Origin of the sequence: Delftia sp. WSY_16 (assembly GCF_043104415.1) — a bacterium.
Taxonomy (GTDB): Bacteria; Pseudomonadota; Gammaproteobacteria; order Burkholderiales; family Burkholderiaceae_C; genus Comamonas; species Comamonas tsuruhatensis.
Window position 1 is genome coordinate 87,385 of record NZ_JBICKS010000027.1, and the last position, 14,615, is coordinate 101,999.

Annotated in this window: 12 protein-coding genes; 7 read left to right on the top strand and 5 right to left on the bottom strand. The window is 68.2% G+C overall.

Annotation, left to right across the window (positions count from 1 at the left end; all coding sequences use genetic code 11):
- Positions 1 to 287 precede the first annotated feature (287 nt).
- Entirely contained in the window at positions 288 to 1,982 is a 1,695-nt protein-coding gene (locus ACF8O7_RS14845) for a bifunctional diguanylate cyclase/phosphodiesterase (protein WP_016449713.1), read from the top strand.
- 90 nt (positions 1,983 to 2,072) lie between these two features.
- Positions 2,073 to 3,113 carry a tRNA (adenosine(37)-N6)-threonylcarbamoyltransferase complex transferase subunit TsaD gene (gene tsaD / locus ACF8O7_RS14850; protein ID WP_016449712.1) on the top strand — a complete coding sequence of 347 codons (1,041 nt, stop codon included), beginning with the start codon at positions 2,073 to 2,075 and terminating at the stop codon, positions 3,111 to 3,113.
- Between the two features lie 151 nt (positions 3,114 to 3,264).
- Here the strand turns inward: tsaD and ACF8O7_RS14855 are convergent, their stop codons facing one another.
- Positions 3,265 to 3,645, bottom strand: a complete 381-nt coding sequence (locus tag ACF8O7_RS14855) for an Hsp20/alpha crystallin family protein (RefSeq protein ID WP_016449711.1) — start codon at positions 3,643 to 3,645, stop codon at positions 3,265 to 3,267.
- A 97-nt stretch (positions 3,646 to 3,742) separates the two neighbouring features.
- Here ACF8O7_RS14855 and ACF8O7_RS14860 point away from each other — a divergent pair, with 97 nt between their 5' ends.
- Positions 3,743 to 5,053: a branched-chain amino acid ABC transporter substrate-binding protein gene (locus ACF8O7_RS14860; RefSeq protein ID WP_392443670.1), complete on the top strand. Its 1,311-nt coding sequence runs from the start codon at positions 3,743 to 3,745 to the stop codon at positions 5,051 to 5,053.
- A gap of 27 nt (positions 5,054 to 5,080) precedes the next feature.
- Here the strand turns inward: ACF8O7_RS14860 and mltB are convergent, their stop codons facing one another.
- From mltB to ACF8O7_RS14880, 4 genes are read right to left on the bottom strand one after another with little or no spacing between them, the layout of a single operon-like run.
- The gene (gene mltB / locus ACF8O7_RS14865; protein ID WP_392443672.1) at positions 5,081 to 6,277 is read right to left on the bottom strand and encodes a lytic murein transglycosylase B; all 1,197 of its coding nucleotides are present in this window, start codon (positions 6,275 to 6,277) and stop codon (positions 5,081 to 5,083) included.
- A complete protein-coding gene (locus ACF8O7_RS14870; RefSeq protein WP_392443675.1) occupies positions 6,274 to 8,430 on the bottom strand; it encodes a transglutaminaseTgpA domain-containing protein in 2,157 nt (718 codons plus the stop codon). The genes mltB and ACF8O7_RS14870 overlap by 4 nt, the downstream gene beginning before the upstream one ends.
- Complete coding sequence (locus tag ACF8O7_RS14875) at positions 8,427 to 9,461, bottom strand: DUF58 domain-containing protein (RefSeq protein ID WP_392443676.1); 1,035 nt, start codon at positions 9,459 to 9,461, stop codon at positions 8,427 to 8,429. Before ACF8O7_RS14875 ends, ACF8O7_RS14870 begins: the two co-directional genes overlap by 4 nt.
- Entirely contained in the window at positions 9,461 to 10,381 is a 921-nt protein-coding gene (locus ACF8O7_RS14880; protein ID WP_392443678.1) for an AAA family ATPase, read from the bottom strand. The genes ACF8O7_RS14875 and ACF8O7_RS14880 overlap by 1 nt, the downstream gene beginning before the upstream one ends.
- A gap of 90 nt (positions 10,382 to 10,471) precedes the next feature.
- On the opposite strand from ACF8O7_RS14880, the gene ACF8O7_RS14885 reads away from it, so the two are divergent.
- The 4 genes from ACF8O7_RS14885 to ACF8O7_RS14900 all read left to right on the top strand — a co-directional run bounded on the left by ACF8O7_RS14885 (position 10,472) and on the right by ACF8O7_RS14900 (position 14,545).
- Positions 10,472 to 11,377, top strand: coding sequence for a histone deacetylase family protein (locus ACF8O7_RS14885; RefSeq protein WP_049801441.1), 906 nt, complete (start codon positions 10,472 to 10,474; stop codon positions 11,375 to 11,377).
- 17 nt (positions 11,378 to 11,394) lie between these two features.
- Entirely contained in the window at positions 11,395 to 12,204 is an 810-nt protein-coding gene (locus ACF8O7_RS14890; protein WP_392443680.1) for an enoyl-CoA hydratase, read from the top strand.
- 92 nt (positions 12,205 to 12,296) lie between these two features.
- Entirely contained in the window at positions 12,297 to 13,586 is a 1,290-nt protein-coding gene (locus tag ACF8O7_RS14895) for a mechanosensitive ion channel family protein (RefSeq protein WP_016449703.1), read from the top strand.
- A 209-nt stretch (positions 13,587 to 13,795) separates the two neighbouring features.
- Entirely contained in the window at positions 13,796 to 14,545 is a 750-nt protein-coding gene (locus ACF8O7_RS14900) for an electron transfer flavoprotein subunit beta/FixA family protein (RefSeq protein WP_012204310.1), read from the top strand.
- Positions 14,546 to 14,615 lie beyond the last annotated feature (70 nt).

Below are 14,615 nucleotides of genomic sequence, written 5' to 3' on the forward strand. Positions count from 1 at the left end.
GGTCCTGTCTGCCTGCATTGATGCAATTCCCATGCCGGGCCTGCCGTGGCGCAAAAGGACAAGTAGAAGCAAGGCGCAGGGTTTGATAGAATTTTTCTAACGTTTTGAAATCGTCGATACAAATTTGGACGCGCGAATGTGTCGAGTATTTGCCGGGCGCCCTGCAGGAAAAAGCCCGGCTTTCCGGCACACACGACAACCATGGCATAGCCATCCACAAGATCGGGCTGCGCAATGCGGCAGCGAGGCTGAATCAGCATGAGCTTGCAATATCACGAGAAGATCGGATGTCCCCCGTGCGCTGGCGGTTCATGACCCAGGCGGTGTTGGGGCGGACTGCTGTGCGCCGGCGTGGCCCGTCCCTGGCTGCGCTGCTGCTGGGTCTGGCGCAGTGCCGGGCACTGGCGGGGGGCGAGCTCCTGGCCGCATCGGCGCCATCCGATGGCCAGGGAAGCTGGGCCGCGGGGTGGAGCGCTTTCGGCCTGTGGGGCGCCATTCCCGTTCTGATATTCCTGCTGGTTTCGCTGGTGGTCCATGTGCGCCTGCGCGAGAAGGCTCAGCGCCTGACGCAATCGCTGCAGCAGACCAATGAAAAGCTGCTGCGCGCCAATGTGAAGCTCAAGCGCATCGCCTTCAGGGACCCGCTGACCGGCACGGCCAACCGGGCGCTGCTCGAGTACCGGCTTGGCCGGGCGATTGCGCGCGCCGACAGCTCGGTGGAGCAGCCAGGGCCCGGCGGACCGGTGCGCGTGGGCCTGCTGTACATCGATCTGGACGGATTCAAGCCCATCAACGACGTGGAGGGCCATGCCGCAGGTGACGCGCTGCTGTGCCAGGTGGCCGTGCGCCTGAACCGTATGACGCGCAAGTCGGACACGCTGGCGCGCGTGGGGGGCGATGAGTTCGTGCTGCTGCTGGGCTGCCTGGCATCGGAGGACGATGCCGTGGCCATGGCCGGCCGGGTGCAGAAGGTTTTGGGTCAGCCCTTCGATCTGCCGGGAAAGTCCATCTCCATCGGCAGCTCCGTCGGCGTGGCCATCTATCCCGATCATGGCCAGAAGGAAAAGCTCATGGCGGCGGCCGACCTCGCCATGTACACGGCCAAGCGCGCCGGCGGGAATTCCTGCGCCATCTTCAAGGAAAGCATGCGCAAGGATGTGGCCGTGCAGTTCGACCTGCAGCAAGCCCTGCGCCGCGCCGTCGCAAGCCAGCAGCTGGTGCTGTTCTACCAGCCCAAGATCGATGCCCGCACGGGCCGCATCCGCAGCGTGGAGGCGCTGGTTCGATGGAACCATCCCCGATTCGGCCTCATCAGCCCCCGCGTGTTCATTCCGCTGGCCGAGCGCTTCGGCCTGATCAGCGAGATCGGCGACTGGGTCATCGACGAGGCCTGCCGCCAGACTGCCCAGTGGACGCGCCAGCGGCGCTTCATGCGCGTCTCCATCAATATCTCGGGCTATCAGCTCTTTCAGACGCGGCTGGCGCAGTACATCGGCGAAGCGATCGAGCGGCACCGCATTCGGCCCGAGCAGCTGGTCTTCGAGATCACCGAGTCCGTGGCCATGGAGGACGACAAGACCACCATGGCCGTGATTGCCGAGTTGACGGGCATGGGCGTGCAGATTTCCATCGACGACTTCGGCACCGGCTACTCCAGCCTGGCCCTGCTGCGCCAGCTGGGCGCCGACGAGGTCAAGATCGACCGCAGCTTCGTGCGGGACGTGGCCATCAAGAGCGACGCGCGGGCCGTGGTCGATGCCATCGTGCGCCTGGCCCATGCGCTGGAGCTGCGCGTGGTGGCCGAAGGCGTGACCGACCAGCAGCAGCGCGAAGTGCTTCAGACGCTGGGCTGCGACGAGCTGCAGGGCTTTTACTTCGCTCGCCCCATGAACGCCCAGGCGCTGATCGCCAGCGAAATCTGGACCTCCGACGGCATCGAGCCCGTGCAGTTCTCGCGCTCGTCATACCTGGACAACCTGTAGCGGCCCGCCGGCCCCGCAACTGCCCGCCGGCCAGGGGCCATTGACGCGGGCGGCCGTGCGCCGCGCCCGCAGGTTCTACACTTCAGTCCCATGAGTTTGCTGATTCTGGGGATCGAATCCTCCTGCGATGAAACCGGCGTGGCCCTGGTCGAGGCCCCCGATGGCACGGGCGTGCCCAGGCTGCTGTCCCATGCGCTGCACAGCCAGATCGACATGCACCGCGCCTATGGCGGCGTGGTGCCGGAGCTGGCCAGCCGCGACCACATCCGCCGCGTGCTGCCGCTGACCGAAAGCGTGCTGGGCGAGTCCGGCCGCACGCTGGACCAGGTCGATGTGATCGCCTTCACGCGCGGCCCCGGCCTGGCCGGCGCGCTGCTGGTGGGCGCGGGCGTGGCCTGCGCCATGGCTGCGGCGCTGGACAAGCCCGTGCTGGGCGTGCACCACCTGGAAGGCCACCTGCTGTCGCCCTTCCTGAGCGCCGATCCCCCCGAATTCCCCTTCGTGGCCCTGCTGGTCTCGGGCGGCCACACGCAGCTGATGCGCGTGGACGGCGTGGGCAGCTACGCCATCCTGGGCGAGACCATCGACGACGCGGCCGGCGAGGCCTTCGACAAATCGGCCAAGCTCATGGGCCTGCCCTATCCGGGCGGCCCCGTGCTCTCGCGCCTGGCCGAGGGCGGGGACGCGCAGGCCTTTAAGCTGCCCCGGCCGCTGCTGCATTCGGGCGACCTGGACTTCTCGTTCGCCGGCCTGAAGACGGCCGTGCTGACCCAGGCGAAGAAGCTGGGCGATGACCTTGAGGCGCGCAAGGCCGACCTGGCCGCCAGCACGCAGGCGGCCATCGTCGAGGTGCTGGTCAAGAAGACGCTGGCGGCGCTGCAGCAGACCGGCATGAAGCGCGTGGTCGTGGCCGGCGGCGTGGGCGCCAACCGTCTGCTGCGCGCCCAGCTGGATGCGGCCTGTGCCAAGCGCAAGCTGCGCGTGCACTACCCCGAGCTGCACCTGTGCACCGACAACGGCGCCATGATCGCCATGGCCGCCGCCATGCGCCTGCAGGCAGGCCGCGAAATGGCGAACAGGCACTACGCGTTCGACGTCAAGCCGCGCTGGCCGCTCGATTCGCTGGCCTGATGGTCCGGGGCCGCGTGCCCGGCCTGCACGGCGGGCGCAAAAAAAGCCCGGCGCGGGCCGGGCTCTGGAAACGGGCTGTCACCTTGCCAAGAGGATGGAAGAAAGGATGGTTGACAGCCCGGGTGCACAAACGCGCTGACCGTGACCGGACTTACTGGATGCTCAGCATGGTGGCCTTGCTCTGGGGTTCCAGGCGGGCCAGGGACAGCGTGAGCACGCCGTTTTCCAGCTTGGCGCTGCTGGCGGCCGTGTCGATTTCATGGTCCAGCTCCCAGGCACGCTGCACCTGGCGGGGCGCGCCCTCGACGCTGGACAGACGGACCACGGCGCCTTCGATGCTCAGCTGCAGCTGCTCGCGGGACAGGCCGGGCACATCCAGCTGCAAGGTCGTGGCCTTTTCATCGCGCTGAACCTGCACCGACGAGAGCGAAGGGGCCGCGTTGCCCAGGGTGCCTTGCAAGAAGCGCTGCAGGGCCAGATCGGCGGCTTGGGGAGCGAAGGCGTTGCGGCGGAGAACAGGCGTGAAGATCATGGTGGGTTGGCTCCTATAAACTGCGCGGCTTCATCGAAGTTGTCGCCGCATGGAGCCTAGTTAAGCGGTGTTGAACGCATTTCAAGAGGAAAAAGCCATGAATAAATTGCGCCGCAAGGTCTTGAAAAGCGGCGCCATGGCGCTATTTGCGGCGCCCGCGCTGCTGGCCCGGGCGTCAAGCGGACACGACCGGCCCGTGTCGCCGCCGCGCGGCGAGCCGATACGGCTGGCGCTGATCGAAAGCCTGTCCGGCCCCTTTGCCAACACGGGCGAGGCCGTGTTCCGCAACCTGCTGTGGGCCGCCGAGCGCGTGAACGCGCGCGGCGGTGTGCTGCTGCCGGCTGCGCTGGGCGGCGCCCGGCCCCTGGCCATCGAACGCCATGACAGCAAGGGCCAGAACGAGGAGGCGCTGTCTGCGCTGCGCGCAGCCATCGACGGCGGCGCGCGCGTGGTCATGCAGGGCAATTCATCGGCCGTGGCCGCCGTGCTGGTCGACGCCATTGCCAAGCACAACGAGCGCGATCCGACCCGGCGTGTGCTGTACCTGAACTACTCGGCCGTCGATCCCGCGCTCACCAACGAGCGCTGCAGCTTCTGGCACTTTCGCTTCGACGCCCATGCCGACATGCGCATGGCCGCGCTGATGCAGGTGCTGCGCGAGGACGGGGCCGTGCGCAACGCCTACCTGATCGGGCAGGACTACAGCTTTGGCCAGGCCGTGCTGCGCGAGGCAAGGCGCCAGCTGGCCGCGCAGCGGCCCGATGTGGCCATCGTGGGCGACGAGCTGCACCCCGTGGGGCGCGTCAAGGACTTTGCGCCCTATGCGGCCAAGATCAAGGCCAGCGGCGCCCAGGCCGTGGTCACGGGCAACTGGGGCAACGATCTGATGCTGCTGGTCAAGGCCGCGCGGGAGGCGGGTTTTGACGGCCGCTTCTACACCTTCTACGGCAATGCGCTGGGCGCGCCCGCCGCCCTGGGCGAGGCCGGCGTGGGCAAGGTGCTGGCCGTGGCCGACTGGCTGCCCAACGTGCCGGGCCCCGACAGCCAGGCCTTCTACAAGGCATTCCGCGAGCGCTTTCCCAGGCCAGCCGATGACTATGTGCACATGCGCATGCAGCTGATGATCGAGGCCCTGGCCCAGTCCATGGCGCGCGCGGGCAGCACGGACACCGTTGCCGTGGCGCAGGCGCTGGAAAGCGCGGACGTGACCCTGGCCGGACGCAGGGGCCGCATGCGCGCGGCCGACCACCAGTTCCAGCAGGCGCTGGTGGTCGGCGTCATGGACAGGCAGGGGGCGCCAGGCGTGCCCTTCGATGTGGAAGGCTCGGGCTACGGCTTCCGCGTGGTGCGAGAGATCGAGGCCGCGCGTGCCGAGCAGTCCGCGATGTGCCGCATGCGCCGGCCCTGACCGCCTCGACGGTTTGGATGGCCTGGATCAGCGGCCCATGGCTGCCGCGACTTCCTGGCCCAGTTCGATCACGGACAGCGCGTAGTAGCTGGACCAGTTGTAGCGCGTGATGGCATAGAAGTTCTCCGTGCCCGCGATGTACAGCGGCTGGCCCTGCGCGCCGTTTTCCAGCTTGACCAGGGCCAGCGGCCCCGGGTGCGCGGCGCCGTCGCCAGGCAACTGCACGCCGCGTGCGGCCATCTCGTCGGCCGTGAACTGGGGAAGGATGTCGGGCGCCAGCAGGGCGGCCAGGTCGGCGCCCTGGGCCTGCATGATCACCGGGTAGTGGGTGGGCATGCCGCTTTTCCAGCCATGCGCGACAAAGTAGTTGGCCACCGAGCCGATGGCATCGGCCGCGCTGCCGAACAGGTCGATGCGGTCGTCGCCGTCAAAGTCCACGGCCCACTTCACCCAGCTGCTGGGCATGAACTGGCCCATGCCCATGGCGCCTGCGTAGCTGCCGCGCAGCGAGAACGGGTCCGTGCCCGCACGGTGGGTGAAGCGCAGGAACTGCTCCAGCTCGCCACGGAAGTACTCGGTGCGCGCCGCAGCGCGCGGGTGGGCGGCAGGGAAGTCGAAGCTCAGCGTGGCCAGGGCGTCCATCACGCGGAAGTTGCCCATCTGCTGGCCGTAGATGGTCTCCACGCCGATGATGCCGACGATGATTTCGGCCGGCACGCCGTACTGCTTTTCGGCACGCGCCAGCGCGGCGGCATTGGCCTGCCAGAAACGGGTTCCGGCGCGTATGCGCACGGGCTCGACAAAGCGGCTGCGGTAGACGCCCCAGTTCTTGGCCGTGCCCTGGACGGCCGGCGTCATCAGGCGCGGCACCTGGGGCAGAAAGCGGGCCTGGGCGATGGTCTCGCGCACCCAGTCCACCGGCAGGTCGTGGCGCAGCGCAATGTCGGCGGCCATCTGCATGGCTTCAGGCCGTTCGCCGTAGGGCGTGCTGCCCTGCACGGTCCTGGCCACGGCGGCGCCGCCAGCGGCCGTGGCGGCGGCAGCAGCGGCCGTGCGCTTTTTCGTGGAAGGTTTGACCGTGGACTTGGTCGTGGCTTTAGCCGAGGTTTTGGCCGTGGCTTGGGCGGCAGGGCTGGCTGCCGGCTTGCCGGCCAGCGCGCCGCAGGGCACGGCCGCGGCCGCGAGCAGCAGCAGGGCGCAGGGGATCAGTCGTTGCTTGGTCATGGTGTGCTTGTCGTGGGGCCGGCAGCGGCGGCTTGTGGCCGTGGCTGCGGATTGCGTGGCCAGTCCAGCGCCCGCCATTGGCGTCGCAGGGCGGGCAGGCCGGGGGTGTCGGGTGCGGATGAGGATGGGGATGGGGATGGCCGTGCGTAGCGCTGGCGCTCCATGCCCAGGAGCCAGTCGTGAAGGGCCTGGGCCGCCTTGGCATCGTCCCGGCCCCAGCGGTCCATGACCTGGGCTGCCAGCGCACGTGGGGGCAGGCTGGCGTCGGCGTCCAGGCCGATGCGCCGCAGCCGGGCGCGGGTCCTGTCCATGAGGCGCAGCCATTCGTCGCGGCTGGTGCGCTGGGCGCGGGCCATCCAGGCCAGCCACGCCAGCGCAGCCACGCCGGCCAGCGCGCCCAGCAGGCGCAGCATGTCCACCCACGAGGGCGATTGCACGCCCAGGTTCTTGAGCAGGTCCAGCTGGCGGCTTTGCGTGTAGTTGAGCACCCACTGGTTCCAGCCGTTGTTGACGGCCTCCCACACGGCGCGCATCTGCTGCAGCATGCCCACGCCCACGAAGTTGCCCATGGCTCCAGCGATGGCGCCCTGCGGCGCGCGCAGGCGCTGGAACTCGCCCACGCGCGACGGGGCCACGGCGCCGGTGGGGTCGATGCGAACCCAGCCCTCATCCTCCAGCCACACCTCGGTCCAGGCATGGGCGTCGGCGTTGCGCACGGTCCAGTAGCCGTCGACCGGGTTGCGCTCGCCACCCTGGTAGCCGGTGACGATGCGGGCAGGCACGCCCATGCCGCGCATCAGCACGGCGAAGGCGGAGGCGATGTGCTCGCAGAATCCCTCTTTGCTGTCGAACCAGAAGTCATCGGCCGTGTGCACGCTATCCACCACGCCGGGCTCCAGTGTGTAGGTGTAGCCGCCCGTGCGCAGGCGCGCCAGCGCGGCCTGCACCCAGGCACGGGGCGCGGCATCGGCCAGTTGCGGGTCGGCGCGCATCTGCCGGGCCAGCTCCAGCGTGCGCGGGTTGCTGCCTTCGGGCAGCTGGGTGTAGCGGCGCAGGCCGCGCGTGGGCTTGAGCGGGCCGTAGCTGAACTGCACATGGCTTTGGGCGCTGATGCGCACCACGTCGGTGATGGGGCGCCAGGTCAGCCATTGCAGCTGGGGCGTCATGCGGGCGGTGCCCATGCCTGGGGGGAGCTCGGGAGTCCTGGCCGCGGCGTCCAGCAGGGGTAGCCAGGGGCGGCGGCTGGGCTCTATGGTCATCTGGTAGCTCACGCCCTCGCCGGAGACGCGCAACTGCGCGTCCTCCAGAACGGCCTCCGTGTCCATCTGCCATTCCTGTCCGTCAAAGCGAGACAGAACGGGTCCCCGGAAATACAGGGTGTTGGCAGGCGGAGGAGCACCATCGGGCGTATCGAAACGCAGGCGCAGGGCCACGTTTTCGTCCAGCACCAGCGAGGCCATGGAGCCCACGCGCATGTTCTCCGACAGGCCGCTGCGGCCCGCCAGGTCGTTGCCCGGCACGCCCCACAGCGGGGCCATGCGCGGAAAGAACAGGAACAGCGCCACCATCACCGGCGTGCCCCACAGCGCCAGCAGGGCCGCCGTGCGCAGCGCCTGGGTCAGCGGCGGCCGGCCGGCGGTCATGTGGGCATTGACCAGGGCCGTGAGCAGGCCCAGCAGGCCCAGCACCATGGCCAGGGCCAGCAGCAGGGACTGCGAGTAGAAGAAGTTGGCCAGCAGCGCGAAGAAGCCCAGGAAGAACACCACCATGGCGTCGCGCCGGGCGCGCAGCTCCAGTGTCTTGAGCGCCAGCAGCAGCACGATCAGCGTCACGCCCGCATCGCGCCCGACAAAGGTGCCGTGCGAGACCCAGGTGGCGCCCAGGGCCAGCAGCAGCAGTCCGCCCAGCAGCCAGCGGCCGGGCAGGGGCTGGCCGCGCCAGGCCAGCAGGGCGCGCCACAGCAGCAGGCCGGCCACGAAGACCATGGTCCACCAGGGCGTGTGGGCGGCCTGGGGCATAAGCACCCAGGCCACCACGGCCAGCAGGAACAGGGTGTCGCGCGCATCGCGGGGCAGGGCGGCCAGGCGCTGGCGCCAAGTGGCCGCAGGCTGCGCAATGGCTTGGAAGGAGGAGGGCATGGACGTGCGATTCATGGGCAGGCCGCCAGGGCTTCCAGGCAGAGCGTGGCATGGGCCGGGCCCTGGTCGGGGGCGATCTCGCGGCCGTCGGGCAGGCGCAGGCCCCAGGTCAGGTCCTGCTGGCGCGCGGCCAGCACCCAGGCGGTCAGGCGGCTGAGGCGGGCCTCGGGGTCGGCCAGGCCGGTGGCCTTGGCATCCAGCCACAGGCGGTGCTGCTGGGACAGCGGGCGGTCGCGGCTCACCAGCTGGTTGCTGCCCGTGGCAAAGGCCTGTGCAGCCTTTTTCCAGACCACCAGCTTGAGCGGATCGCCGCGACGGTAGGCCCGCACACCGTCGAACTCGTCGCCGTGCCGCGTGGCAGCCGCGCTGCGGCCGCCGGCATCGGCGCTGGCCGGTGGCAGGGGCGGCGGATTGTGCTCGGGCGCTGGGTAGATCCAGGCCTGCGTCTGTGCGCGCCACAGCGCCCAGACGCGGAAGGTGCCCAGCGGATAGCGGGTGGCCGCCGTGATCGTGGGCAGCGGCTGCCGTCCCCGGCGCAGCGGCGTGAAGGCCAACTGTGCCGTGGTGCTGCCCTGTGCCGGTACATCGATCCAGGTCCAGTCGGTGACCGGGACATCGCCCTGCACGGCCAGGCCTATGCCCCAGCGCGTGCTGCGGCGGCTGTTGTGCAGCACCACGTCGAAGCGGCAGGGCTGGCCGGCAAAGCTGCCGGCCGGCGGCACCAGGTGCATTGCCAGGCCGCGCAGGTTGCCGTGGCCGACCACCATGCCCGCAGCCGCGCTTCCGGCCAGCAAAAAGGTCAGCAGGTAGCCCAGGTTGAGCTGGTAGTTGATGGCCGCCACCAGCAGCACGCACAGCGTCAGCGCCAGGGCCCAGCCTGCGCGCGAGGGCATGATGTAGACATTGCGCTGGGTCAGCCTGAGGCTGTCGGTGCGCGGCAGGCGGGCATGCCACCACTGGCGCACGCGCCGCGCAGGAGACCAGCGCTGGCGCAGCGGTGCCCCCGGCTGGGCGGCGCCGGGCGAGGACGCGGGAGCGGCCGGCATCAGCGCAGCGCCACGGCGTCCAGCATGGCGCGCACCTGCTCCACGGCACCCCGGCCGCTGGAGCCTATGGGCACCAGGCGGTGGGCGGCCGTCTGCGGCAGGATGGCCTGCACATCGTCGGGCGCCACGTAGTCGCGCCCCTCCATCAGGGCCACCGCCCTGGCCGCGCGCAGCAGCGCAATGCCCGCGCGAGGCGACAGGCCCTGCACGAACCACTGGCCCGAGCGCGTCGCCTCCAGCAGGTCCTGCACATAGTCGAGCAAGGCATCGCTGGCATGGACCTGCAGCACGGCGGCCTGCAACTGCTGCAGCTCGTCCGTGGCCAGCAGCGGGAGCAGTGCATCGGCCTGGGCGCGCCGGCCATTGCCGGACAGCAGGGAGCGCTCGGCCGCGCGGTCGGGATAGCCCAGGCTGATGCGCATCAGAAAGCGGTCCAGCTGGCTTTCGGGCAGCGGGAAGGTGCCCAGCTGTTCCTGCGAGTTCTGCGTGGCGATCACGAAGAAGGGCTCGGGCAGGCGGTGCGTGCGGCCTTCGGACGAGACCTGGCGCTCTTCCATGGCTTCGAGCAGGGCGCTCTGTGTCTTGGGGCTGGCGCGGTTGATCTCGTCGGCCAGCAGTACCTGGGCGAAAACGGGACCTGGATGGAAGACGAAGGACTCGCTGCTGCGCTCATAGATGGACACGCCGGTGAGGTCGCTGGGCATGAGGTCGGCCGTGAACTGCACGCGCGAGAACTGCAGCCCGAAGCTGTGCGCCAGCGCATGGGCCAGCGTGGTCTTGCCCACGCCGGGAACGTCTTCCAGCAGCAGGTGTCCCCCGGCCAGCAGGCAGGCCACGCTGTCGCGGACCTGAGCCGGCTTCCCTACAACCACCGTGTTAAGCTGATCCAGAAGCGCCTTGATCTTGTGTGTAGCTTGCATGGCGCGACGTTATCCTAAAAAAAACATCGCGGAGACATCACTGTGGGCAAGACGGGTTATTTCACCCATAGGGAGTGCTGGCGGCATGAGATGGGGCCGGGGCACCCGGAATGCCCGGCCCGGCTCGACGCCATCGAGGACCGGCTGCTGGTGACCGGCGTGGCCGATGCGCTGGAGCGGCACGAGGCCCCCCAGGCCTCGCTGGCCGACATCGAACTGGCCCATGACCGCATGCATGTGGCCGCGCTGCAGGGCCTGACACAGCGCCTGGTCGAGGAGCAGCAGGCCGGCGGCCCCGAGTACTCCCAGATCGATACCGACACCTCCATCAACAGCCATACCTTCTCGGCCGCCCTGCATGCGGCCGGCGCCGCGCTGGCGGCCACCGATGCGGTGATGGCCGGCGAGCTGGAGAACGCCTTTTGCGCCGTGCGCCCGCCGGGCCACCATGCCACGCGCCACCAGGCCATGGGCTTTTGCTTCTTCAACAACGTGGCCGTGGGCGTGAAGTACGCGCTCAGCCGCCACCACCTCAAGCGCGTGGCCGTGATCGATTTCGACGTGCACCACGGCAACGGCACGGAGGACATCCTCTCCGGCGACGACCGCGTGCTCATGTGCGGCATCTTCCAGCATCCGTTCTACCCCTTCAGCGGCGACCAGCATCCGGCCGCCAACATGGTCAACGTGCCGGTGGCCGCCTATACCAAGGGCATGGACATCCGCGAAATCGTCGAGATGATGTGGATTCCGCGCCTGGAGGCCTTCAAGCCCGAGCTGATCTTCATCAGCGCCGGCTTCGACGCCCACCGCGAGGACGACATGGGCCAGCTGGGCATGACCGAGCAGGACTTCACCTGGATCACCTCGCGCATCAAGGACATTGCGCGGCGCTTTTCCAAGGGGCGCATCGTCTCCTGCCTGGAAGGCGGCTATGTGATGGGGCCGCTTGCGCGCAGCGTGGAAGCGCACGTGCGCGTGCTGGCCGACCTCTGAACCGGATCTGGAGCACCATGAACGCGAGCACCCATCCTCCTGAAGCCAGCCCCCTGCTCGACGTGCAGCGCAACGCGCGCGGCGTCGTGCGCCTCACGCTCAACGACCCGCAGCGCTTCAATGCCCTGGGCGAGCAGATGCTCACGCAGCTGCAGCAGGCGCTGGACGACGTGGCGCGCGACGAGTCCGTGCGCGTGGTCGTGCTGGCTGCGGCCGGCAAGGCCTTTTGCGCGGGGCACAACCTCAAGGACATGGCGGCCCATCCGCAGCTGGACTACTACCAGAAGCTGTTCGCCCAGTGCAGCCGCATGATGCTGTCCATCCACCGGCTGCCCGTTCCCGTGATCGCGCGCGTGCACGGCATTGCCACGGCGGCGGGCTGCCAGCTCGTGGCCCAGTGCGATCTGGCCGTTGCTGCGCAGGCGGCACGCTTTGCCACCAGTGGCATCCACTATGGCCTGTTCTGTGCCACGCCCAGCGTGCCCTTGGTGCGCAATGTGCCGGCCAAGCAGGCCATGGAGATGCTGCTCACGGGTGACTTCATCGACGCGCAGCAGGCGCTGGACCAGGGCCTGGTCAACCGCGTGGTGGCCGAGCAGGCGCTGGACGATGCGGTGGAGCACTTCGTGCAGTCCATCGTCAGCAAGCCCCGCGCGGCCGTGGCCATGGGCAAGGCCCTGGTCTACCGCCAGCGCGAGATGGGCATCGAGGCCGCCTACCAGCTGGCCGGCCAGACCATGGCCGCCAACATGATGGATGCCGACGCCCAGGAGGGCGCCCAGGCCTTCGCCGCCAAGCGCGAACCGGCCTGGAAGACGGGCCGCTGACCGACCTGCATGTAGGCCCCGGTCCGGTTGGCCTGTCCTGGATCTGCGCGATGATGGCGGCCTGCGCCCTTGCGGCGGAACGGCCCTGATCCATGGATATCTTCGACAAGCTCATCAACGACTTCCAAAGCTCCAGCGCCTGGCTGGAGTTCTCCGTTCTCATCGGCTGCCTGCTGTTGGCCTATGGCGCCATGCGCGGCCTGCATGCGCGCTACGGCCATCTCAACGATGGCAAGCCCTCCGTATGGATTGGCCGCCATGCGCTCGATGGCGCACTGTTCCCGCTGCTGGCGCTGGTGCTGGTCTTCACCAGCCAGGAGATCCTGGCGCGGTTTTCCACGGTGTTCTGGTTGCGCGTGGCCGTGTCGCTGCTGGTGTCCCTGTCGGTGATCCGCTTCGTGGCGCGGGTGCTCAGCCGGACCTTCCCCCACTCCACCGTGGTGCGCCTGATCGAGCGCATTTTTTCCTGGCTGGCCTGGGGCGCGGCGGTGCTGCACAGCATCGGCCTGCTGCCGCAGGTCATGGAGGAGCTGGAGGCCCTGCAGTTCAACATCGGCAAGACGCCGGTCAGCCTGCTCAACCTGATCGAGGGCACGCTGTCGGCGGGGCTGATGATGGTGGCCGTGCTCTGGCTGTCCACGCTGTTCGAGCAGAAGGTCATCAACCAGTGGGTCAGCGACCTGTCCATGCGCAAGGTGGCCATGAACATCACGCGCAGCGTGCTGATCCTGGTGGGCCTGCTGGTCTCGCTGTCCATGGTGGGCGTGGACCTGACGGCGCTGTCCGTCATGGGCGGCGCCATCGGCGTGGGCCTGGGTTTCGGCATGCAGAAGATCGCCTCCAACTACGTCAGCGGCTTTCTGGTGCTGATCGAGCGTGCGCTGCGCATCGGCGACAACGTGCGCGTGGACGGCTTCGAGGGCCGCATCACTGATATCCGCACGCGCTACACCATCATCCGCGCGCTCAACGGCCGCGAATCCATCGTGCCCAACGAGACGCTGATCACCCAGCGTGTGGAGAACCTCACCGGATTCGACGTCAAGTTCGGCCTGTCCACCAACATCGTCGTGGGCATGGACAGCGATGTGGAGCAGGTGCGCGGCATCCTGCTCGAAGCCGCAGCCGCGCAGCCGCGCGTGCTCAAGACGCCCGCGCCTTCGGTGGCTCTGGTCGACTTTGTGGAGCAGGGCCTGCAGTTCAGTCTCAGCTACTACATCAACGACCCGCAAAATGGCCAGGGCAATGTGCGCTCCGAGGTCAACCTCGCCGTGCTGCGCGGCCTGCGTGCCGCAGGCGTGAGCCTGCCGGTCCCCAGGCAGGTGGTACAGATCACCGAACGCGTGGGCGTGGCGGCCCAGGCAGCAGAGAAAAGCAGCTAGGATTATTCCTAGGTGCATACCCTGAGTTCAGGCTGTTCCCCTGCAGGAAATCTCAAGGGTCGTGCTTAAAATGGCACGATCGTTCTTTTTTGTGAGCGCGCATGCGGCCCTCGGCCGTCAGGGAAACCTGCCTCAGCTGCTGCAGCGCCGCATACAATGATTTCGGTTTACGTAAACGTCAATCTATCAATCAATCAGGAGCCGCTGCAATGAAGGTTTTGGTCCCGGTCAAGCGCGTGGTGGACTACAACGTGAAGGTCCGCGTGAAGTCGGACGGCACGGGCGTGGACATCGCCAACGTCAAGATGAGCATGAACCCCTTTGACGAAATCGCCGTCGAAGAAGCCGTTCGCCTCAAGGAAAAGGGCGTGGCCACCGAAGTCATCGCCGTCTCCTGCGGCGTGGCCCAGTGCCAGGAAACCCTGCGCACGGCCATGGCCATCGGTGCCGACCGCGGCATCCTGGTGGAGACCACCGAGGAACTGCAGCCCCTGGCCGTCGCCAAGCTGCTCAAGGCCCTGGTGGACAAGGAGCAGCCCGGCCTGATCATCCTGGGCAAGCAGGCCATCGACGACGATGCCAACCAGACCGGCCAGATGCTGGCGGCCCTGGCCGACCTGCCGCAAGCCACCTTCGCCTCCAAGGTCGAAGTCGCTGGCGACAAGGTCAACGTGACCCGTGAAGTGGACGGCGGCCTGGAAACCCTGGCCCTGAGCCTGCCGGCCGTCATCACCACCGACCTGCGCCTGAACGAGCCGCGCTACGTCACGCTGCCCAACATCATGAAGGCCAAGAAAAAGCAGCTGGACACGGTCAAGCCTGAAGAGCTGGGCGTGGATGTCGCCCCGCGCCTGAAGACGCTCAAGGTGGCCGAGCCCGCCAAGCGCGGTGCTGGCGTGAAGGTGCCCGATGTGGCGACCTTGGTCAGCAAGCTCAAGAACGAAGCCAAGGTCATCTAAAGGAATTCGCAGACATGACATCCCTCGTTATTGCAGAACACGACAACGCTTCCATCAAGAGCGCCACGCT